Origin of the sequence: Parapedobacter defluvii (assembly GCF_014642075.1) — a bacterium.
GTDB classification, from domain to species: Bacteria; Bacteroidota; Bacteroidia; order Sphingobacteriales; family Sphingobacteriaceae; genus Parapedobacter; species Parapedobacter defluvii.
This window is the reverse complement of the sequence record NZ_BMIK01000008.1, coordinates 62,129-84,388: the sequence shown is the minus strand read 5'-3', so window position 1 is coordinate 84,388 and position 22,260 is coordinate 62,129. Positions and strand designations below refer to the sequence as shown.

The window sequence follows — 22,260 nt, the reverse complement described above, 5'->3', positions numbered from 1 at the left end:
AAACGAACAAACGTAATGATAAATTATGATTTTTCCCTATTGTGGAAAAAGAAGATACCGGATGGTATCGAGCAATTATTCCGAATCATGAAATTGACCTCGCTGTTGCTTTTAGCCGTTTGTCTTCATTTGAGCGCAGAAACGCGGTCGCAAACGGTTTCGCTAAACGTCAAAAACCAACCGATCAAGAATGTATTCCAAGCCATTGAAAAACAAACCAATCTCACGGTGATCTTCAATGACCGTTTGGTAAACCGGTCCGCCCCGGTTTCTATCCATGTCCATAACATGTCACTGACAGAAGCCTTGGAAACATTGCTGAAACCGGTATCACTGACGTATCAGATCACCGAAAATACCATTGTAATTACCAAACGTGCTACTTCACCACCGCCCGAAACGCTGCGTGCCCCTGTACTACAGCAGCAACAGCGGGTGATCAGCGGACAAGTAACGGATAATCAAGGTGAATTTTTGCAGGGGGTTACAGTGAGTATCCAGGGAACTGCGGTGGCTACAACAACAGACGAAGCCGGCCGATACCAACTCACCCTCCCAGCGAACAGTACTACGGTGATATTCTCACTGGTGGGGTATGAGCGTATCGAACATGCCCTCACTGAAACCGAAAATACGGTAAATATTTCAATGATCCCAGCTATCAGCGATTTGGATGAAGTCGTTGTTGTCGCATATGGAACGCAGAAAAAAATCTCAGTGACCGGTGCTATCGCTTCGATCCAAACCAAAGAAATCAAACAAAGCCCTGCAGCCAATCTCGCTGTGACCTTAGCAGGAAGACTGCCCGGTCTCACCGCTTTACAGCGGAGTGGCGAACCCGGCAGGGACTATACGGCTCTGTTTTTGCGCGGTATGGGTACGCTGAACGCAACCGCTCCCATCATCTTGGTAGACGGTGTAGAACGCGAAATGACCTATATTGATCCCAATGAGGTAGAAAGTGTATCTATCCTAAAAGACGCATCTTCTACTGCCTTATTTGGTGTACGGGGTGCGAATGGCGTTATCTTGGTAACCACGAAACGTGGAAGCAGCGGCAAACCGGCTATCGGACTGACCTACGAACAGGGATTACAGGGGTTTACACGTTCACCATCGGTTTTAAACGCCTATGAATGGGCCAGTTTACGCAACCAAGCTTGGACAAATGATAACCCAAATGTAGATCCCAATGATCCCGTAAACCAACCTCCTTATTCGGAATACGCCCTCGATCGGTTTCTGTATCAGGATTATCCGGAGGCTTACCCAAATACCAACTGGCAGAAATTGTTGTTTAACGATTGGGTAAGCCAGCAACGGTATAACCTCAATATCACCGGCGGTGGAGACTATGTGCAGTATTTTGTTAATGTGGGATTCCTCGATCAAGGCGGACAGTGGAAGATCAGCCCGGATGTCACGGAATACGACCCGTCAGGCTTTCTGAAACGGTATAATTTCCGGTCCAATATCGATGCCAAGCTAAACAAATCAGGGACGTTGAGTACCTTTTTAAATGCTGCTGGATATTTTGAACAGGTCAATTCACCAAATGCTGACACGGAGGAGATATTCAGAAGGACGTATAGTTTCTTCCCCGTGGTATTACCAGGACCACTTAGCCCAGACGGCGAAGTACTCATCGGGCCCGGCAACTATAACGTGTCGCCTTGGGCGCTGATTAACCGTTCGGGCTACCGGCGGGAAACCCGAAATAATATAACCGCATCCTGGGGGCTGAAACAGGATCTTGACAGGTTGACCGAGGGCCTCTCGGCCAAGTTCATGGCATCTTTTGACACCCGAACCGTTTACTCACTCACGGCATCAAAGGAATACCAGCGGTGGATACAGGTTATCGATCTCAATACGCCAAACCACCTCGGGATGGATAGCGTTGAGTACCGTCGTATGTTCTTGGAGCTGGAAAACACGCCACTAAGTATCGGTAGCGGGTCAAACTTTCAATCGTTTTTCAACTTCCAGTTATCGGCTGACTATCAGCGTACCTTTAACGACAAACATACGGTAACCGGAATGCTTTTGGCACAACAGGAAGTGAGAGTAATGCCCAATGACCGATTGCCGTTTAACCTAAGGGGTATTTCGCTGCGTGCCATGTACGGATATGACAACCGGTATTTTGCAGAGTTTAATGCAGGATACAACGGTTCCGAACAATTTGCTAAGGGGCGGCGATACGGGTTTTTCCCAACGATATCCGGTGGTTGGCTGATATCAAACGAGAATGTCTTAAAAGACAACCCTTACCTTACGATGCTCAAATTACGTGCCTCCTATGGCCGTGTGGGCAGCGACCGATTGGGGAGCAGACGCTTTCTTTACCTTGATGACATCCAGCGTCAAACCGGAGGTGGTTACAGCGGATCGCTGGGACGGGGAGGCAAAATTGCCGAAAACTACTTAGGCAACCCTTACATCCAATGGGAGGTAGCCGAAAAAACCAATATCGGTCTCGAACTTGGTCTATTGAATGATATCACCTTGATGGTAGATGTGTTCAAGGAAAACCGGAACAATATCTTAATTAACAGGCAGACGATACCAATGGTATATGGCATAGAAGCTTCACGTATGAGCCCCGTTAATATGGGGGTAGTCGAAAACCAAGGGTATGAAATCGAACTCAATTATAATAAGCGGATCAACAACGACTGGTCCATCCTCTCCAAACTTAATTATAATTTTGCTCGGAATAAGGTCGTGTTTTCTGACGAGCTACCATACCCCGATGATTATGCTCATCGCTATCGCCAAACTGGCTACCGGATAGGTCAGGTATTCGGCTATCCGTTACGCGACGGATATTACGCAAGCTACGACGAAATTGAAGCCGAGGGCCTTAATTATGTAGGCTATACAGTCAGACCGGGCGACTTCAAATATCAGGATACCAACAACGACGGTATGATCGATGAACGCGACATGGTACCTATCGGCTATTCAGGAGTTCCGGAATATACGTTCGGCGGAGCTTTTAACGTCAACTACCGCAATTTTGATGTGTCATTCTTATTTCAGGGGATACTGAATGTTACACAGCCGCTCTCGGGATATGGTACCATGGGAATGTACGATTTCCGGGATCGCCACCGCTACGCATGGACCGCTGAACGGGCCGCCGCCGGCGAAGAGATCAGGTATCCGCGACTTAGCTTGGGAAGCTCCGTCAGCGAACGGGACGTAAATGCATTCTTTATTGAAAACCGCAGCTTTATCCGGCTGAAAAATGCAGAAATCGGATACCGCCTTCCCACATCGGTGAGCAATCGCATCGGGGCGAAAGAAGTCCGGTTTTATGTAAACGGACTCAATCTGATTACATGGGATTGGATGCGCACGAATGATTTCGATCCGGAGGTAAACAATTCGTTGAGCTATCCCGTATACCGGGTATTCAACGGGGGAGTTAATGTCACTTTTTAATGGATTTTGGGATAAAAAAAATGAAAAAATCAATATATAAGCTATTGATGCTGTCGGTGTTGGTAGCCACAAGCTGCCAAAAGGATCCGTTGGATATCATGCCCGATGGACGCTTGACCCTGGAACAGATCTTTGCCGACGAAATGATGACTGCCGAGTATGTGAATACTATTTACGACAATATTAATCCATACGGTACGGCCTATGATTATTTTACATTGCTTGCTGGCTTTTCTGATGAGGCTCATGACAACGATTTTCCACAGGATATGGGCCGCGCCCCTTCCCGCTGGTACAATGGTGAGCTACGTCCAAATTGGAATCCGTTGGATATTCAGTTCTCAACGGGATCTTCGAATCCCGAAACAAATGGTAATTACTATCGGAAAAACTGGGCTGGTATACGTCAAACTAATGTTTTTCTGGAAAACATCAGTGGTACACCATTTGCCAACCCCCAAGTGAAAGCCCGTTTGATCGCCGAAGTAAAAGTACTGCGGGCATTTTTTTACCTAGAGCTTATCAAGATGTACGGTGGCATGCCGGTAGTTGACCGGCCATTCGGTGGGGACTATCAGTTCGAATCGCTGCCAAGGCAGTCTTTTCAGGAATGCGTTGCGTTTATCAAACAGAATTGCGATGAAGCCATTCTCGAACCGTACTTTCCTTACCGCATAGTGGCCGAGCCGGAACGCGGGCGTTTTACCAAAGCAGTTGCGCATGCGATACGGTCACAGGCCCTATTGTTTGCCGCAAGCCCGCTTTGGAATGAGACCAACAATCAAACCTTGTGGACGGAAGCTGCCGAAGCGAGCAAGAACTCACTGGACGCATTGCTGGCTAACAATTACGCCCTTCATCCGGAATATGAAGCCTATTTCGATAGCCGCACGGATATCAGTGCTAACCCCGCAGATAAAGAAACCATTTTCGAAATCAAACCTTATCGTGCTCACGAATTCAGCCACCTGATGTTCCGCATGCATGCCATCCCAACGTTGGGGGGTGATAAAGCTGGTGCGAGCCCATCTCAAGAGTTGGTAGATGCCTATGACATGGCGAATGGTGAACCTGCCATTCTGGGTTACTACGATGACGACCACCTCTATCCCATCATCAATACGGCATCCGGGTATGATGAGGCAAATCCCTATGAAGGCCGCGACCCGCGGTTTTATGCAACAGTGTGGTACAACAATGCTTATTACGGTGAGATAAACGGACAGCCTTACTATATCCAATCGTATCTGGGTGGTGCCGATGGTATTTCCAATATCTCACAGCGTACCGGAAACGGGTATTACCTGCGGAAATTTCGTGATCCGGCGCAGCTAGATCCGAATACAGGAACGTCTCGGTTTAAAAAGTACCGCTTGGGCGAACTATACCTGAACTATGCAGAAGCTGCCAATGAAGCTTACGGCCCCACCGAAGAGGTTTATACGGCAATCAATGCCATCCGGAGCCGCGTGGGTATGCCCGGACTTCCCAGCGGGCTGAGCAAGGAGGAGATGCGTGAACGTATCCGCCGCGAACGCCGGGTTGAGTTGGCATTCGAGGAACATCGCTTCTGGGACGTCAGGCGTTGGAAAATATTGAGCAGCACCGATAAGTTGACGACCGGTATTGAATGGACCAAGACCGGCAGCGGCTTCACCGGAAAACGCATCGTAACCGGAAGGCGGAAATCATGGACCGATAATCACCTGATTTTTCCCATCCCCCTGAGCGAGCTGACATTGATGCCACGGTGGGAACAGAATCCTGGGTGGGAATAATGCCTTCGGATTGAAGTTGAACAATTGAATATATCACGACAAATGAAAACGAGCAATCTTAGCATATATCTATCGTATGCCGCCATACTGTTAGTGAGCGGATGCAGCAAAGAAGAATCTACGCCGGTAAACACCGCACCGATTCCACGAATCATCGCATTGCAGCCAGCCAATGCCGCAGAAGGAGACACCCTATCCATCATAGGCCTCAATTTTTCATCCAATACAGCAGAAAACGAAGTCAAATTCGGCCAGTCGATTATCGAGGCACTGTCTGTTTCGGATACCTTGATCCGGGTCGTCGTACCGGCAATCGAGGGCAACACGATCGGCGTATCCGTACGTAGCCGGGGCAAGATCTCCAACAAGCAAAACCTCTCACTGGTGCGCGCAAAAGTTTTCGAAGATGACTTCAACCGGGCAGATGTGCCTTCCGTAGGGTCGGCAACCGTTCCCAACCCGATTGGATCGAATTGGCAGATCATAAATGGCACATTTGCATTAAGCGAAAATCAGCTTTTCAGTCAAGACGGCGGATTGGAATCGTACATGCTTTACAGGGACGCCGATGTGAATATGAAAGTAGGCGATGGAAGTTATTTTGAGCTAACTGCGACGATGAGTAGCTCTCCCGAATCTTTTGCTGGCATCATTTTCAATGCACAAAACGACAATAAACGCTTTTACCTACTGCGTACCACAAACAACATGTTGCAGCTACTGAAAACAGGAAGCAACGGCCTTGGTGACTGGGCAAACATTATGGTAAATCAGACGTTCGAAGGGTTTGCAGCCAATACACCATATCAAGTGGTGATATCCGCCTCGCAGCCCGGCAGCTTCCGCATAAAAATCACCCATGCAAATACGAATGCCATACTCTTTGAACAAACTGTCGAAGACCCTGATCCTTACTTGGGAGGGGCACCCGGTCTTTACTACTTTGGGCTGGCTAATCCGGTCACGATTACATTCGATAATTTCCACTTGGAATTGCTGTAAGACGAAACCGATAGGATAAATAATCATTAAAAATAGAATTGTAAATAGATGAAGCAAATTAAAACATTCGTTACTTGGTTGGGAATAGGGGGAGCTTGTCTAACCGGGTCATGCGCCGCCGGTGGCGGGGTAGAAAAACCAACGGAAACAACGAGCCAATACGATACATTATCGCTGCTCGGAGACCGTTCTTTTGAACAGGGACTGGTGCGCAAGCGTGCTGACGCGCCATCACCCGGAACCATACAGCCTTTTGGTACCACAACCTTAGCTCCCATATGGGAGATGGCCGAATGGGGAACAAAATACGAACTCGAAGAAGGAGATAAGGAAATAAAAAACGATGGATGGGTTAGCTATGCCAACGACGGAAAAGCCATCGCTTTTGCAAAAGACGGAGATAACATACGCGTGGCTATGGATGTATATGCGTCGGCCGAGTATGAATCCCCGAGACAACCAAACCAGGCATGGCCACACCTGCTCATTGAACAGGCCTTTCCTGAAAAACCTTATGTAAAAGACCTGGAGGGACTGGTACTGAAATTTAAGGGTCAACTGACCAAAGCTGAAATGAAGATGAATCAAGGTGACTTCGATCCCGGCTTGCATACCGCCCAATTCCAACTTTTTATAACTGTGCAGGACCTGAACCCCAATTCGGCACATTACGGGGACTATCTTTGGTTCGGTATCCCCTTTTACGACTACCGTTATGAGGAGATTCCGCTATATGCCGCCCAGGATGTGGGCAAAGGCGATGCAACCGGCAAATTCATATACAGTGCCGGGAGCGCTGACTTCATGGAAGGGTCGTTTCAATCGGGAAATTGGATTACCCTAGAAAAGGACATCTATCCATTGATTGTCGACGCATTAAAACTGGCAAAGGAACGGGGCTACCTAACCGGTTCATTTTTTGAAGATTTCCAGATTTCGGGAATGAATCTCGGATGGGAGGTGCCGGGTACCTTTGATGTGGGCTTCCAGTTTAACGGATTTGATCTGTTGGCAGTCACTAAAAGAAAATAGGCAAATCAGAAGATGGCCATAAGTAAGAACGGAGGCTCGACTGTAGCAATCGAGTCTCCGTTCTCTTATTGACGAATTTGGCTACCAAAAAGGATTCTGAACCACCAACGGGCTTACATTAATGGTATTCTGATCAATTGGCCATAGGTAATGTTTCTTTTCAAAAACACGAGACTTAAGGTACGTCCGTTGATAGAATTCATCGTCTTTTAGTGAATTTCCAACGTGGATATTCATTCCATACAGGTCAATCTTATTGGTTTTTTCGGCAATTAACCACCTTCTGGTGTCAAAATACCGATGGGTTTCGAAAGAAAGCTCGATACGCCGCTCGTGACGTATTCTCTCCCTCATTTCCTCTTTGCTTAATCCTGTTGGCAGACCTGGCAGCCCTGACCGGTCCCTAACCGCATTTACGTGGGTATATACAGCCTCAACAGGCCCCTGGGTTTCATTAAGTGCTTCAGCATAGTTAAGATATTGCTCTGCAAGTCTGAAATAGACCCACGTTTTCAATACAAAGCGCCCCTCCCGGATGTTGACATTGTTCTCGTCCATGAATTTCCTGAGCAGGTAACCGGTCACAGAATATAGCTCGGTTCCACCTTTTGATTTTCCTTCTGCACCGGAATTCCAGAATTCCAATTGTCTCCCCCGCCACATCGCGCCGTTGTAATTTACAGTAGCATAAAACCGGGGTTCACGATTGGCATACATGTTTCTTATTCCTGCCGGATAATACCCGGATGGGTGTGCTTCATTGGCATAACCTGTTTCTTGGTAACCCGAAACGGTGTTGATAATGGGTTGGCCATTCGATTCATAGCCCGTTATCGGCGTGCTGCCATCTGCCATTTCATAAGCATCAACCAACCGTTGCAGCGGGCATAAACCACTCCACCCACCCTCGCTATTGGGTGCACCTCCCATTTCCTGCCAGCTATGAACGCCCAGGTTTCGGGCAAAGAGAATTTCCTGATTGTGCCGCTCCGTAAAAATTTGCTGATAGTTCTGAACGGGGTCATTACCTGCTGCGCGGTAAAGCCGGTAACCCGCAGCTTCCGAGCGCTCGATGCTGGCCTTTGCCGCATCAGCAGCCCGTTGCCAAAGCTGCCCATCATAGGATGGAAACAACTTCGTTCCTTCGGCATCGACAAAATCAGCGTAATCCGGATTACCATTAAATAGTGGGCTTGCGGCATAAAGTAATGCCCTTGATTTCAAGGCTAAGGCCGCAGCAGCAGTTGCCCTGCCTTTACTGGCTGCTGGTACCGTCATGGGTAAAAGTTCAACCGCTTCATCGCATCGACCTGCAATGTAGTTGATACACTCGGTTAATGTGTTTCGCTTTAACAGCGAGAAATCGTCATTGGGTTGAAAGGAATGATCAACGATAGGCACCGGTCCATAAAGCCTAACCAATAGAAAATGGAAAAAGCCTTTCAGAAATTCCGCTTCCCCAACCCAAGTTCGCTTTACCTGCTCATCCATAGGCGTATGCGTAATATTCTCCGTGAACAGATTCAGCCTTCGAATGGCTTGATAGGGTATCGACCAATGTTCATTGCCGGGGACATCATTTGGACCCCATGTACCTCCATTCATCCGGTGTGAAAAACGATTCAACCATGACATCTCCATATCATCCGATGCGCCCACGAATGGGTTTCTACCGGGTATTTCAGCAAAATCGATCTCCGTTGGCAGGTAATTATAAGTCGCTGTCAAAAAGCGTTCCGCATACTGCCGCTCCGCAAATACATCGTCTATGGTGAGGTCTTCATCTGGTGCTTTGTCTAAGAACCCCTTCTCACAAGAGGCGGACACCGCGGAAACCAAAATCAGTAAAACAATGTGTTTTATATATCTTTTTTTCATGACTATCAGTTAAAATTTACATGAATACCAAAATTTATGCTCCGCTGAAGCGGGTAGCTACCAATACCATCATTTGATTCGGGATCAATAACTTTTACATCATCCCACGTAATTAGATTCATTCCATTGACAAACAGCCGAAGCTGCTCGATGCCGATACGGTGACTAATTTGTGTGGGAAATGTGTAGCCAACTTCCGCATTGCGTAGTCGGATATAGCTCGCATTTCGCTGATAAGCTGTGCTAAACCGGTAATTATTGGGATTGATGTCATCTGTTGCCGCAGGGTACTTCGCGTTGTCCATATTATCTGGAGTCCACCGATGATCATAAAATTCCCGGAGAATATTATATGAACCTTGTCCTTTCATAAATGGCATGATACTGGGTCCGTTTAGGTAAAGACTGGTCCGCCCCGCTCCATTGAAAAATAGGCTCATATCCACTCCTTTATAAGCTATGGTACCACCAAAGCCATACATGATTTCCGGAGTACGGGGATAGCCGATAGCCACCGCATCAAAATTATCGATTACCCCATCTTCGTTGATGTCTTTATATCTGATATCGCCGGGTCGCACCAAGTCTTGAAACATTTGTTTAGGACTGTTCGCGATTTCGTCATCATTTTCAAAAAAGCCAAGCGCTACTAAACCGAAAGGTTGATCAATGGGACGACCTTTTGCCGATTGATATGCCCATCGCTGAATCGGCTCATCGTTTTCCTCAACCTTGCTTCGGGCAAACGTGAAATTACCCATGAACGAATAATAAACCCCACCGTTGTTGACGCGTTTGAGCTCAAGCATACCCTCAATACCCCTGTTTGTGGCGATTCCAATGTTTCCGTAAGGAATGGATCCGGGGTTGAAACCAGCCATATTGGGGATGGTACGGCGCTGGATGAGAATGCCCTCTCTCCGTTCATGAAACGCGTCGACCTGCACAGTTATCATGTTGCTAAGGAAGCTGACGTCAAAGCCAACATTCGACTTGGTAGAAACTTCCCAGGTGACATTATTCGTACCGATCTGCATTTCGTCAATCCCCGGCCAAAAAGTTTGTTGATCGCCGAAGAGATAGCCCTGTGCCGTGCGCGCATTCATCGAAGTAAGGTAGAGAAACCTGCGGCCACCGATCTGATCGTTACCAACTTGTCCATATGAACCGCGGATTTTCATCGAATTCACGAAGTTGATGTTTTCCATGAATGGTTCGTTGGAAATTAACCACCCGCCGGAGATAGACGGGAAAAAACCAAACCGTTGTCCCTTTGGGAAGTTCTCCGAACCGTTATAACCCATATTAAACTCGGCAAAATAGGTATTCCTATATCCGTAGGTGGCCCTTGCCGCAATACCCTGCCGCCTAAAGGGCAGCCCATCGATTGAAGTTCCAGCAGTAATATTAATATAATCTCGCTGGTTATAAAGTATCATGCCAGACAGGTTATGATTACCTAAACTCTTTTCGTAGTTGATAATGGCCTCCGAATAAATCGCCCTATTTGAATTATTCCAAAGCCAATAATTCATGGGTTGTTCTTCCCGTAACACCGTGTATTGGGGTTCACCTGTTTCCTCATCCTGACCTGTATAGTATTTGACTTCAAAAGACTTATGCCTGTTTATCCCGCCCGAATAATGATGATCGTATGAAAACCGCCCGCTGACCGAAAGGCCGGGGGTTATGAAGGTAGACATATCCCATTTCGCAGATAAAGTACCCTGTACATTGCTATGCATGTGTACGGAATAGCCGGACTGTGTGGCAAGTCCCCAAGGATTATTCCCGATTAATGTGGGCGTACCCCCGGGACTTCCGTCGGGATTCCTCGCGCTATAAGCAATGGGCGGTGTAACCCGGATTGCATCCAGCAACGCATCTGATCCGGTAGCCGGGAAATCGCCCTGTTGGATAATACCGGCAATACCTAGCTCAAGCACAAGATCTTTACTTACATTCACATCCACATTGGAGCGAAGATTGTACCGACGCATCCGCACATTTGTCTTGTACGTGTTAGCCGGATCATTTTTCCAGATGCCGTTCTGATCCGTATACCCTGCATTGGCATAGTATCGTACGATTTCGCTACCGCCGTTTACATTCAGGTTGTTAATCGTTTGGTATGTATGCTTACGCATGATTTCTTCTGTCCAATTGACATCCGGATACAGATAAGGGTCGCTGCCGTTACCAAACATTCCGATCTGCTCGTCGGTCCACCGTGGTCGCTGCCCGACATGCTCCAAACCTTCATTCATTAAACTCGCATATTCCACTGCATTGATATAGTTAGGCAGGCGAATGGGTTGAAGCAAGGCTGATTCCGACCGGAAAGCAACCTTTGGCCGCCCCATCACACCTTTCTTTGTAGTGATGACAATTACCCCATTTGCCCCCCGGACCCCATAAACAGCAGTAGCGGAAGCGTCCTTTAAAACGGAAAAGGTTTCGATCTCCTGTACATTGATATTGTCCAGGCTGCGTTCCACTCCATCGATTAGCACCATGGGTGCCCGGTTTCCCCAGGTACCCATCCCACGGATATATATCTGTGCCTGGTCGGATCCTGGTTCGGCACTTGACTGTCTTGTCATGATGCCTGGTAATCTACCGCCTAGTGCGTTTGAGAGTGATGGGGTACTGGTTTTAGCCAATTCCCGCACAGCTACCGTGGAGATAGCGCCCGTTACAGATATCTTTTTCTGTGTACCGAAACCTACCACCGTCACTTCATCCAGTTTGGCCTGCTCTTCGTCAATGGTCATCGAAAATTTTCGCTCACGGTCGGTCCCAGTCAAAACTTCAAGTGGATAATAACCAACATAGCTAATCAACAATGTGTCTGTGGGGGCTGTAATTTCAAGGATAAATTTACCATCCACATCGGTTAATACACTCCGTTCGCTTCCCTTAATGACCACGCTGGCATTGGCCAGGGGTTCATCACGCTCATCAACCACCAAACCGGTCAGTACATGCTGGGCACTAGCAGTTATGGAAAGCAATAAAATAGGTAATAGTAGAAGCCAAATGCGGCTCAAATAAGCGGGAATTACATAACGTTTGAATTTCTTTGTTTTCATTGTTTCATAATTTGTTTTTGTTTTTATTCATAATTGATAAATCGCATAACGTGCCATCCAGCAATGAATACCGGAAGTAAAAAATTAAATTTTATGCAACGAAACCCTCTTGTTTACATAAAGTCAACGTTCACTATTTTGCAAAAAACAGTAGTGTGTGCTCATAAATAAGCTTAGGTGGGCATTGACGTTAATAGGTTGCCAGCGCCCGTTTGTCCCCGATTTCCGCAAGGATTTTTTTCAGTCCATCGATCTCATCCCTTAGTCCCTTTTCGGCATCTTCGTTCTCATTGTGGTTGATGATACCGATTGTTCCTCGGTATTTGCTCTTCCAAACCTGTCGGATCATCTCTTTTTCGACATCTCCCTGACCCGTTCTAAAAAACCGATCGGTAACACCGGATTTTAAACCTGCGATATTAAGCGCAAATAAGTGCGGCAATATTTTAGGGAAAAAGGTCGAGAAACGCTCGTGATGCAGACGTGCATGATGGAAGTTATAGACCATCCCGACGTTTTCGAGATTCAGCTCATTGATGATTTCAAGTTGGTTCTCCGGCTCACCGAACCACCCCCCGTGGTTATAAAGTGCAACTTGACAATCCAGTGCGGCTGCCTTTGCTGCGATGTATGCAATGGGCTTACGCATAGCTTCAACTTTATCGTGTTGGCTGAGATCGCCAAAGCCTTCCCATTCGCCCATTAACAGCCAGATCTGGGTTTTAACCTTATTGCGCGCTATGAAATCAAAAATCTGCCGGATATAGGGATCGTCTTCGGGATGGTTGCCAGACATCATCCAAAATGCTTCCAGCTTAATTCCATATTTGTTGAGTGCGTGTAATTCGTCATCAAACGTGGGGATGTGTTCTTCGCGCCAATCGTATGCAAGTTTTGTTATGCCCAGATCTGATAACATTTTAGCCCGTTCTTCTGGGCCACGGTGTTTGGCATCAAAGGGTACTATACACCAAGCCGCAAGGTTTTGTTTGGCAAATACGTCTTTAACGGGATGATCCTTCGGCAGCTTAAAACCAGCCAGCGGCACAGCCGCAAAAACGGCGAATATAAAAAACCAAGTCATCAGCCGTTTGCCGTGCATGCTGGTAAATAGCGGTTGTTCCTTTCTTTTTAGTTCCATACGTTATTTATAGTTAGTTAGCTAATTCTGTCAAATGATATTGTACGAATGATTGATTCTTTTCTACGATGTTAACCATGATCTCGCCCTATAGTTGTGCTATTTCTTCACGATGCTAGCTGGCAAGGCAAAAGCAACATAAGCATCGCCTGTCGGCGTGCCCAATTTACCGCCGCCGGTGGCCGGGATGATCACATACTGTTTCCCGTTGACTTGATACGTACTTGGCACAGCAAATCCTCCAAATGGTAATTTGGCTTCCCACAACATCTTACCTGTATCTTTATCGAACGCCCGGAAACACTCATCACGTGTGGCTCCTACAAATACTAAACCACCTGCAGTGACAATGCTGCCTCCGAAGTTTTCTGTTCCAGTAATAGGTATGCCCTGAGCTGTTAGTTCTGGGTATTCGCCTAAGGGAACCTTCCATTTTATTTTACCGGATTCGAGGTCGATTGCATTTAGGGTCCCCCATGGAGGTGCCGTAGCCGGGTACCCCTGCTGATCGAGGAACTTATTATAGCCCGTAGAACGAAAATACGGCTTGCTTGATTCTTTTTGTTCTTTACCGGATACTTCAATATCTAAAAGGTAAGACGCGACCAGTTGCACGTCATCTTCTGGCAGATGCGCAAAGGGTGGCATCGCACCCTTACCCTTTTTTATGATATCCACGACCTCTTTTTGGGTATATTTCCCGGAAAGGTTTCTCAAAACCGGTGTCCCCCCCAATCCTTGGCGATCAGCACCATGACAGCTTGCACATCCGCTAGAAAGAAAAACACTCCGGCCCGCATGTTGCTTTGTATGTTCTCCAGTATTAGCGGCGGTATTTGCGTCATTTATATCCCGCATGACAATATGCCAAGCCAGTTCATTGGAATTGACGTACATCACATTTTCAATGGGGTCATAGGATCCGCCCCCCCACTCCGCGCCACCATGTATGCCGTAGTAAATAATACCTTTGGTCGAAGGAGGGACATACCATCCGGCTTCCGCACGATTGAACTGCTCCAATGCATCGGCGTGCGCTTTTTCACTAATGTTTGTCAAATCATCAGCGGTAACTACCTGCTTTGAAAAAGGTTCCGGCCATTTGACGAATGGTTGGGTGGGAAAAGCGTATTGTCCCGGTAATGTGCTCACTGGAACGGGGCGTTCCTCAACGTCGGACAAAAGTTCACCGGTAAGCCTATTAAACATGAAAACATTACCGGTTTTGGTCAATTGTATAACGCCAGGGATTTCCTTACCGTCTTTGCGGAGTGTGGCCAATATGGGAGCGCAGGGCAGGTCCAAATCCCATAAATCATGATGTATCACCTGGTAATGCCATAGCCTTTCCCCTGTTTTGGCATTAAGAGCCACAATCGAATTGCCAAAGAGATGTTCACCTCCATTATCGGGCCGATAAAAATCATCTTTCGGTTGGCCCGTCGCAAAATACACCATTCCGTTTTCCTCATCCACGCTCAGACCTCCCCAAACATTCACACCGGCACCTGTTTTCCAAAAATCTTTATTCCCCCAACTTTCATATCCGTATTCACCGGGTTGAGGAATGGTGTGAAAAATCCATACCCGCTCACCGGTGTATACGTTAAAAGCGCTTACATTCGCCGGTGATGCCCACGTCATAGCTCCCACAATTACGAGATCACCGAATATGACCGGTGCTCCCGGTGAGCTGATTCCCATTTTTTCGGGTGGTTTTACCAGACCTTCATTCAGCGAGATCCGACCCTGATCCCCGAATTCAGGCACCGGTGATCCATCTTGGGCATATATGGCGTTCAGAAATCCACCACTGGTAAAAAAGATGCGTTCGCGCTCTCCTTTCTTGCGCCAAAAGGAAATTCCCCGATTAATTCCTCCAAATTGTTCATCCTTCCTGGCCGGATTAAACCGCCAAACCTGTTTGCCCGTAGTGCCGTCAACGGCGATAACCTCCTGCAGTGGCGTAGTCACATAGACCTTGCCACCCACAATTAGCGGGTTCATCTGTACGTTTCCTGAAGGTACTCCCGAATTAAATATCCATGCTACTTCCAGATTGGCCACGTTGGATTTGTTGATTTGTTTCAACGACGAATATTTGGTTTGCCCCCCGCTGCCCCCGGGATACGCCCAATCAGATTCCGAAAAGGTATCGGACGATTGGCAACCCCATACCGCTAGTATGGAAATAACAAATAGTATGATTAACCGCATGTGACCGAGAAATCAATTGTGGATTGGCTTATGTGGAAAATTGTAATCCCATTTCCACGTATCGGCCATGTTCGGATACTTTTTCCTGCACGCCAGGTATTCCTTGATCATACGTTGCATAGTTGGACTAAGGGTTTCTATGTAATAAGGCGTAAGCAATTGCTCATTCAACAGGTAAAAGTGCCAGGTAGGCGGATATGCCGCGCTATGATAGCCCATATGCAGGGTTCGCCGCGGAACTTTCATGGTCTCCGTGTATCCTCTATGTATCAGATTATTGTTATAAAGAACAGCCTGTCCGGCCTTGAGAGTTACGGGAATCCCCCCCGGCATCTCCGCGCCAATCGGAGCATAATGTTTTGAACCTGCAAACGCCGCATTTTCCTCGGGTGTATTGGGACGGTTATGACTCCTCGGCACTATCCATAAGGAGTTTTCTTCGACCAATGGTAAGTTGATCTGCACGCTATTATGGAAACGCTCCTTCGAAAAAAGCCAATCGGCTATTTCATCTTCGGGAATCTGGATCACATCGCGGTGCCAGCCCAGTGAATAGGATGTCCCTTCGTTGGCCGCCAATATCGAGGCGTTATTGATAATCAAGTCAGGGCCGATAATTTCCTCGACAGCTTTTAAAATGATAGGATGGTGAAATGCATGGAGAATGGGTGCGGTACCTTCCTTGGTAAGCAGATGAAAGTAATATTGTCGTGCTTCCCGGCCGAAGTCTGCCAGGTCATCACCCAAATGTTGGAATGACGAACTGTGCTTCTTCGTATCCTCCGCTTTAACCTCCGGGTTAAGCAACGCATCCATAAGAACCCTAAACTGACTGATTTCCAAATCTGTTAATACATCGATGATGACATATCCTTCTGTAAGGAACTGGTCTTTAAGTGATGTTTTCATTTATCTTTGTTTTTGACTGTATTTGATAGTTATTCAACGCGTATAGTTTTCCGTTCAGTTGCCGATTTCAGACCGGCTTCGAGTACTTTCAGAATCGCGATACCGTCTGCAAAATCAGGCTTAATCGCCGTGCCGCTACCCAGTGCCGTTACAAAATCTGCGGCGGCATGGATAAAAGTATGTTCGTAACCGATGATGTGTCCAGCAGGCCACCAATGTTTGATGTAGGGATGGTTTTCATCGGTCGCGAGTAATGTGCGGAATCCTCTCAGTCCATCCGGGTCCCGGGTTGAAAAGTACTGCAGCTCATTCATCCGTTCCAAATCGAACGTAATAGCTCCCTCGCTCCCGTAAATCTCGAAAGAAAGCTTGTTCTTACGGCCATTGGCAAACCGGGTTGCTTCAAACGATCCAACGGCACCATTTTCGAAATTGACGAGCATAAGTGCTGCGTCTTCCACAGTCACTTCACCCATGCCATAGCCAGCAGCTTCAGCTTTTAGGTTCCCCATTGCTCCTTCAACGGCCAATGGCCGCTGATCAATAAAACGCCTGGTCAAGGCCGTCACGTCAGTGATTTGCCCAACAAGGTAATGCGCCAAATCCACACAATGTGAATTGAGGTCCCATTGGGGTCCGGCTTGTGCCAATTCGCGTTGCAACTGCCAGGTGAGGGGAAAATTTGGATCGGTAATCCAATCTTGTTGATAAGCTGCCCGCCAATGATAGATATTCCCGATTAACCCGTCAGCAATCATTCGCTTGGCCAAAGCAATCGCCGGCACGCGCCGATAGTTGTGATTCAGGTAATGTGTTACTCCACTGTGCTTGCATACCTGCAACATTGTCTCAGCTTCTGCGCTTGTCATGGCCAATGGTTTTTCGCAAAAAAGATGCTTTCCTGCCTTTGCGGCTGCCATAGCGATTTCCGCATGCAGGTGTTGAGGTGTGGCAATGTCAATGACATCAATGTCATCGCGTTCGATAAGGCGTCGCCAATCTGTTTCCGTTTCTTCCCATCCCCATTTCTTGGCAAACTCCATCAGGCTATCCCGATGCCGTCCACAAGCTACCTTTAAAACCGGTTGAAACGGAATATCAAAGAAAAGCGATGCCTTCTTCCAGGCATTGCTATGCGCCCGCCCCATAAATTTATATCCAATGATGCCGATGTTTAATTGCTTCATGGTGCTAATCCCTAAAAATTTGTGATCTTCCGCAGTTCAGCGATACTTTCATGCACTACCTCCTCTTCCTTATTGCTGTAATCCGGATGAAGAAAGTCGATTTCGACAGCTAAAAACCCTTGGTACTCATGGTCATGAAGTATCCGGGCTAGTTTACGGTTATCTATCAATCCTTGATTGGTTGGAACACAGGAGAAAAAGTACCATTCACTAACGGACACTCCTTTGACCGGGCGTAGGTCCTTGATGTGGGTGGCGTACACGTAAGGGGCTAGTTTTTCCATGGCTTGGATCGGATCGTCTAAAACCCGTAAAAAATTACCCGTGTCGAAGTTCACTCCGAAAAAAGGTGAATTTACATGATGCACCAACTGTAAGATTTCATCGGCGTTATAATCAATATGGTTTTCAACTGCCAGTTTAATACCGTATCGTTCTGCTATTTTGGTTGCCTCTGTAAACTGTTGGCCCAATTTTTCGAGTTGCGGACCATGGGGCTCAAACCGGAAACGGAGACTGCTACCCACCACCCGCATCACCTCCGCACCAAGCTGACTGGCATACTCAATGTGTGCCAACATCTCGTCATAAGCCGCCTGATTTTCTCCTCGCTCCAGCCCATCGGGATGCCCCCAAGCATATACGCGATCCATCCCGGCACCGTCTAATGTTTCTTTGACTGCCCGTAAATACGAAGTATCAAACTTTGGAAAAAAACAGGATTCCAGTGAAAGACCATCCACGGGTAGCTGGATAGCTTTCTGCAAAAAATCATCAAAAGATAATAATCGTTCGGGGTGATCTTGTTGGGGATATACTTCTCCAAACAGTCGGTGATAACAGTAACTATCAATACCGATTTTCATAATTTAACTTGTAAAAACTGGTTAGTAATAACTTAAATTTTAAAAATAGTGAACGTTAACTATTCGATTTGTTAAAAAAGCGAATCAATCGCTTTTAAATAGTGAACGTTCACGTTTATGTTGCAATAATAAATATAAAATTTTGAAAACCTAAATTTTCAAACTTTTTTTTCATATAAATCATTAATTTACTTGTATTTTTGTGTCCTCTAACCGGCTCACCTTTGTACTGGTTAGCCAATTAACGATCGTTTGTGATGAAAAAAAATCCTGTTGGCATTAAAGATATTGCCCTTCACGCGGGTGTTTCTACTGGCCCTGTAGACAAAGTACTCAACAATCGGGGAGGGGTTTCGAAAAAGACGGAAGAACGGATTTTAAAAGCCATCGAAGAGCTGGGTTATACCCCAAATATCCTTGCCAGCCGCCTAAAATCGGCGAAGCAATATTCGATTGCTGCCTTGCTGCCTGAAGCCACACCTGACATCCCTTACTGGAAAGAGCACGAGCGGGGTTTTGCCGATGCTATGAATGAACTTAAACCGTACGGTTTTCAGATCGAGGTTCACCGATTTCATCAAAATGACAAACAAGCGTTTGTGAAACAAACAGCCTCTATCTTGGAGAACAACTACGATGGTGTATTTATGGTTCCCATTTTTGCGGCTGAAACGGTAAAGTTCGTGCAACGACTTAAACGAAATGGTATCCCCGTCATATTCTTTGACACACAGTTGCCTGAACTTCCAAATATTCCATTTATCGGCCAGCATTCTTTCGATAGTGGGTTCCTGGCTGCCGAACTGCTGGATAAATCGGTATCTGGTTCATCAACGATCTTAATTATCTCCTTAACGCAAGAGCAAGATAATCACTTACATTTCACCAGCAGGGAAAACGGTTTCAAGGAATTCTTTAAATCAAAGCAACGATCCATCATAAAATATGAAAGTACGCTGGCCAATGAACACATAGAAACTGAACTTTCGGGATTAATCAAAGCCAGTCCCCTGGTTGAAGGAATATTCGTGACTAACGGTATTCAACGGGTAGCACCGGTGTTTTCGCCAAAAAAAAATCACATACTAATTGGTTATGACCTGATTGAGGAAAATGTAAAGTATTTGAAGAACGACGTAATCGATTTTCTTATCTCGCAGCAACCCTATACACAAGCCTATGCGGGTATCCAGTTATTTTACGACCTGTTGATTCTAAAAAAGGCTATCAACAAGAAAAGCTATCTTCCAATCGATATTGTTATAAAATCAAACCTAAAATATTACAACCACATTGGTCATGGCGGTTAAAAACTTTCCTCGTTTAACCAACCGAACACTGATCTCTCAAAAAAAGGAATACGTCAATACACCACCACCTCGTCTGTAAGTAACAATTCATGCTGTACATTCGTTGCCACAATACGCAGGTAACGGGCCGTCTGCGGAGAATCGAACTGGAATTCAAAAGTCTTGGACACAGGGAAACGTTCTTCTGGAGATATATCATTTACCAGGGTGCCTGCTTCGCGGAAATTTTTACCATTGTCAGACAGCAATACTTTCACTTCACCGGGAAGATAGCCATTTACAGCTCGGTCCTGCAGGAAATCCACAGCTACGCGATGCAATTCCTCACGACGTTCAAAATCAACGGTTACATCCACATTGTTGCGGAATCCCTGCCATTGACCGTCATCGGCCCGCTGCCCACCTTTACTTCCGTTTACCAGCGTACGGGTCTCTTCCGCCGCATAGGTATCCCAGGGTGTTTGGTAAGAAACGGTTTTGCCAATGGCTTTATGAACATCGGCCTTGGCCATCGTTACCGGTCCAACACGACCCGAATCCACAAAGTATGCCGCCTTCACGGTAGCAGGCACCGATAGCTCGATCGGTTCGGTATACAGTGCCGATTTCGCATCTGGCTCCTTGCCATCGGTCGTATACCGGATACCCGGCCCGTATTGTTCGGTGGACATGGACACCGTATTGGTCAACGTATCTGGATTAAAATGCACCGCGATATCTACCCGGTATGACGGGCGGTAATAATTGACATGAAACTTTTGCAGCAACTTGTAGTGCTGCTGCAGTCGCTCATTGAAATCTTTCCAGTCCCGCTGCTTCGGATCGGACCACACGACCTCTGCTAAAGCTAACGCACGGGGAAAAGCCATGTATTCAACCTGCTCAGTTGTAGGCATATATTCGGTCCAAATATTACCTTGTGCACCCAAAATATGGATTACTTTATCTGCGGCTACGCCTGCGGGAATGGGTTCATATTCGTAGACGTTACGCAAAGGAATATAACCACCAATAGCCTCGGGCTGGGTCCGCGGATCACTTTGGTAATAATCGAAATAAAGGTGTGAATTGGGTGTCATAATTACATTGTGACCTGCGTTAGCTGCCTGGATTCCTCCCTCCTCTCCACGCCAACTCATCACCGTTGCACCCTCGGGAATTCCCCCCTCCAGTATTTCATCCCAGCCAATCAATTTCTTCCCTTTCGTTTTCAAAAAGGCGTCAATACGTTTTACCGCGTAACTTTGCAATTCATCCACCGTCTTGAGCCCTTCTTTCTCCATTAACGCCTGGCATTTGGGACACGTCTTCCACGATTCTTTACCTGCTTCATCTCCACCAATGTGGATATACTCCGAAGGAAAAACATCGGCAACTTCATTCAATACGTTGGTTAGAAACGTAAATGACTCCTCATTTCCTATACAGAATTCAGCGTGTTGGTATGCTTGTCCGGAACACGATAACTCAGGATAAACAGCCAGCACTTCATCGGAATGCCCCGGCATTTCAATCTCCGGAATAACAGTGATGCCTTTTCTCGCAGCATAGGCCACCAATTCCCGTGCTTCGTTCTGCGTGTAATATCCGCCGCTTGCGTTGGGATCGCCTTCATTTAAATATCTTCTCCCGTTTTGCCACCAATCTTTCCATGTTACATGTGTGCGCCAAGCCGCTTTCCGGGTAAGCTCGGGATACTGCTTGATTTCCAAGCGCCAGCCAGCACCGTCGGTAAGATGCCAATGGAACATATTGAACTTGTAGAGCGCCATCAGATCAATGAACTTCTTAAGAAACGATAGCGGATAGAAGTGCCTAGAGACATCAAGATGGAGCCCGCGATATGCAAAACGGGGCCTATCCTCAATCATCATGGCGGGCAAGATCCGGCCATCAGGCTGGGTATATGCCAATTGCAATAGTGTCAATATTCCATTGATAATTGCGGCAGGCTGATGTGCTGTAATCGTGACACCTCCTGTATCTACCACCAATCGGTATGCGTCGGCCGGAAGCTTATCTTCCTCCCGCGCCCGAATGAGCCTTACACCATTTTCAGGTATCCGTTTATGAGATTTGATACGTTCAACCGGCGTGAAGTGTGCATAAGGATGCTCAGACAATAACAAGGCGACGTCTGAAAATTCATCAAATGCGTATACCGGCGTAACCGAAGGAAATACAAATTCTCCTTCGTGAATTTCTAAGGTATTAGGCTCCGGGATAAGGGATAGCTGATTTTGAGCGAGGGCAGGTATCACCGCCATAGACGACAACACCAACAAACCCAATACCAATCTGCGTGCATATTGAGTCATGCGATCTGTTTGTTTTAGTGTATCTGAGACAAACTTACTCAAAATGCTCAGATTATGCAATTATCCGTACCTTTGTTGGC

Annotated in this window: 13 protein-coding genes; 5 read left to right on the top strand and 8 right to left on the bottom strand. The window is 46.7% G+C overall.

The features are described 5' to 3' along the window. The first annotated feature begins 15 nt into the window (after window positions 1-15). From IEX60_RS12805 to IEX60_RS12790, 4 genes are read left to right on the top strand one after another with little or no spacing between them, the layout of a single operon-like run. On the top strand, window positions 16-3,450 hold the full coding sequence (locus IEX60_RS12805) for a TonB-dependent receptor (RefSeq protein ID WP_229717550.1): 3,435 nt from the start codon (window positions 16-18) through the stop codon (window positions 3,448-3,450). Window positions 3,451-3,470: 20 nt separating this feature from the next. Further along, window positions 3,471-5,228 (top strand): RagB/SusD family nutrient uptake outer membrane protein, encoded by a 1,758-nt coding sequence (locus IEX60_RS12800; RefSeq protein WP_188751246.1) that lies wholly within the window; start codon window positions 3,471-3,473, stop codon window positions 5,226-5,228. 42 nt (window positions 5,229-5,270) lie between these two features. Continuing rightward, on the top strand, window positions 5,271-6,230 hold the full coding sequence (locus IEX60_RS12795) for an IPT/TIG domain-containing protein (RefSeq protein ID WP_188751244.1): 960 nt from the start codon (window positions 5,271-5,273) through the stop codon (window positions 6,228-6,230). Between the two features lie 48 nt (window positions 6,231-6,278). Beyond that, window positions 6,279-7,262: a hypothetical protein gene (locus IEX60_RS12790; RefSeq protein WP_188751242.1), complete on the top strand. Its 984-nt coding sequence runs from the start codon at window positions 6,279-6,281 to the stop codon at window positions 7,260-7,262. A gap of 81 nt (window positions 7,263-7,343) precedes the next feature. Here IEX60_RS12790 and IEX60_RS12785 read toward each other — a convergent pair whose 3' ends face one another. The 7 genes from IEX60_RS12785 to IEX60_RS12755 all read right to left on the bottom strand — a co-directional run bounded on the left by IEX60_RS12785 (window position 7,344) and on the right by IEX60_RS12755 (window position 18,552). Beyond that, window positions 7,344-9,140 carry a RagB/SusD family nutrient uptake outer membrane protein gene (locus tag IEX60_RS12785; protein WP_188751240.1) on the bottom strand — a complete coding sequence of 599 codons (1,797 nt, stop codon included), beginning with the start codon at window positions 9,138-9,140 and terminating at the stop codon, window positions 7,344-7,346. Window positions 9,141-9,145: 5 nt separating this feature from the next. Beyond that, a complete protein-coding gene (locus IEX60_RS12780) occupies window positions 9,146-12,232 on the bottom strand; it encodes a SusC/RagA family TonB-linked outer membrane protein (protein ID WP_188751238.1) in 3,087 nt (1,028 codons plus the stop codon). Between the two features lie 190 nt (window positions 12,233-12,422). Beyond that, window positions 12,423-13,373: a TIM barrel protein gene (locus IEX60_RS12775; protein WP_188751236.1), complete on the bottom strand. Its 951-nt coding sequence runs from the start codon at window positions 13,371-13,373 to the stop codon at window positions 12,423-12,425. Window positions 13,374-13,472: 99 nt separating this feature from the next. Then, window positions 13,473-15,590 (bottom strand): outer membrane protein assembly factor BamB family protein, encoded by a 2,118-nt coding sequence (locus IEX60_RS12770; RefSeq protein WP_188751234.1) that lies wholly within the window; start codon window positions 15,588-15,590, stop codon window positions 13,473-13,475. Window positions 15,591-15,602: 12 nt separating this feature from the next. Then, window positions 15,603-16,499, bottom strand: a complete 897-nt coding sequence (locus IEX60_RS12765; protein ID WP_188751232.1) for a phytanoyl-CoA dioxygenase family protein — start codon at window positions 16,497-16,499, stop codon at window positions 15,603-15,605. Between the two features lie 29 nt (window positions 16,500-16,528). Further along, window positions 16,529-17,686 carry a Gfo/Idh/MocA family protein gene (locus IEX60_RS12760; protein WP_188751231.1) on the bottom strand — a complete coding sequence of 386 codons (1,158 nt, stop codon included), beginning with the start codon at window positions 17,684-17,686 and terminating at the stop codon, window positions 16,529-16,531. An 11-nt stretch (window positions 17,687-17,697) separates the two neighbouring features. Continuing rightward, entirely contained in the window at window positions 17,698-18,552 is an 855-nt protein-coding gene (locus IEX60_RS12755; protein WP_188751229.1) for a sugar phosphate isomerase/epimerase family protein, read from the bottom strand. Window positions 18,553-18,809: 257 nt separating this feature from the next. Here IEX60_RS12755 and IEX60_RS12750 point away from each other — a divergent pair, with 257 nt between their 5' ends. Then, window positions 18,810-19,862, top strand: coding sequence for a LacI family DNA-binding transcriptional regulator (locus IEX60_RS12750; RefSeq protein WP_188751227.1), 1,053 nt, complete (start codon window positions 18,810-18,812; stop codon window positions 19,860-19,862). 53 nt (window positions 19,863-19,915) lie between these two features. Here the strand turns inward: IEX60_RS12750 and IEX60_RS12745 are convergent, their stop codons facing one another. Next, the gene (locus IEX60_RS12745; RefSeq protein ID WP_188751225.1) at window positions 19,916-22,180 is read right to left on the bottom strand and encodes a glycoside hydrolase family 20 protein; all 2,265 of its coding nucleotides are present in this window, start codon (window positions 22,178-22,180) and stop codon (window positions 19,916-19,918) included. Window positions 22,181-22,260 lie beyond the last annotated feature (80 nt).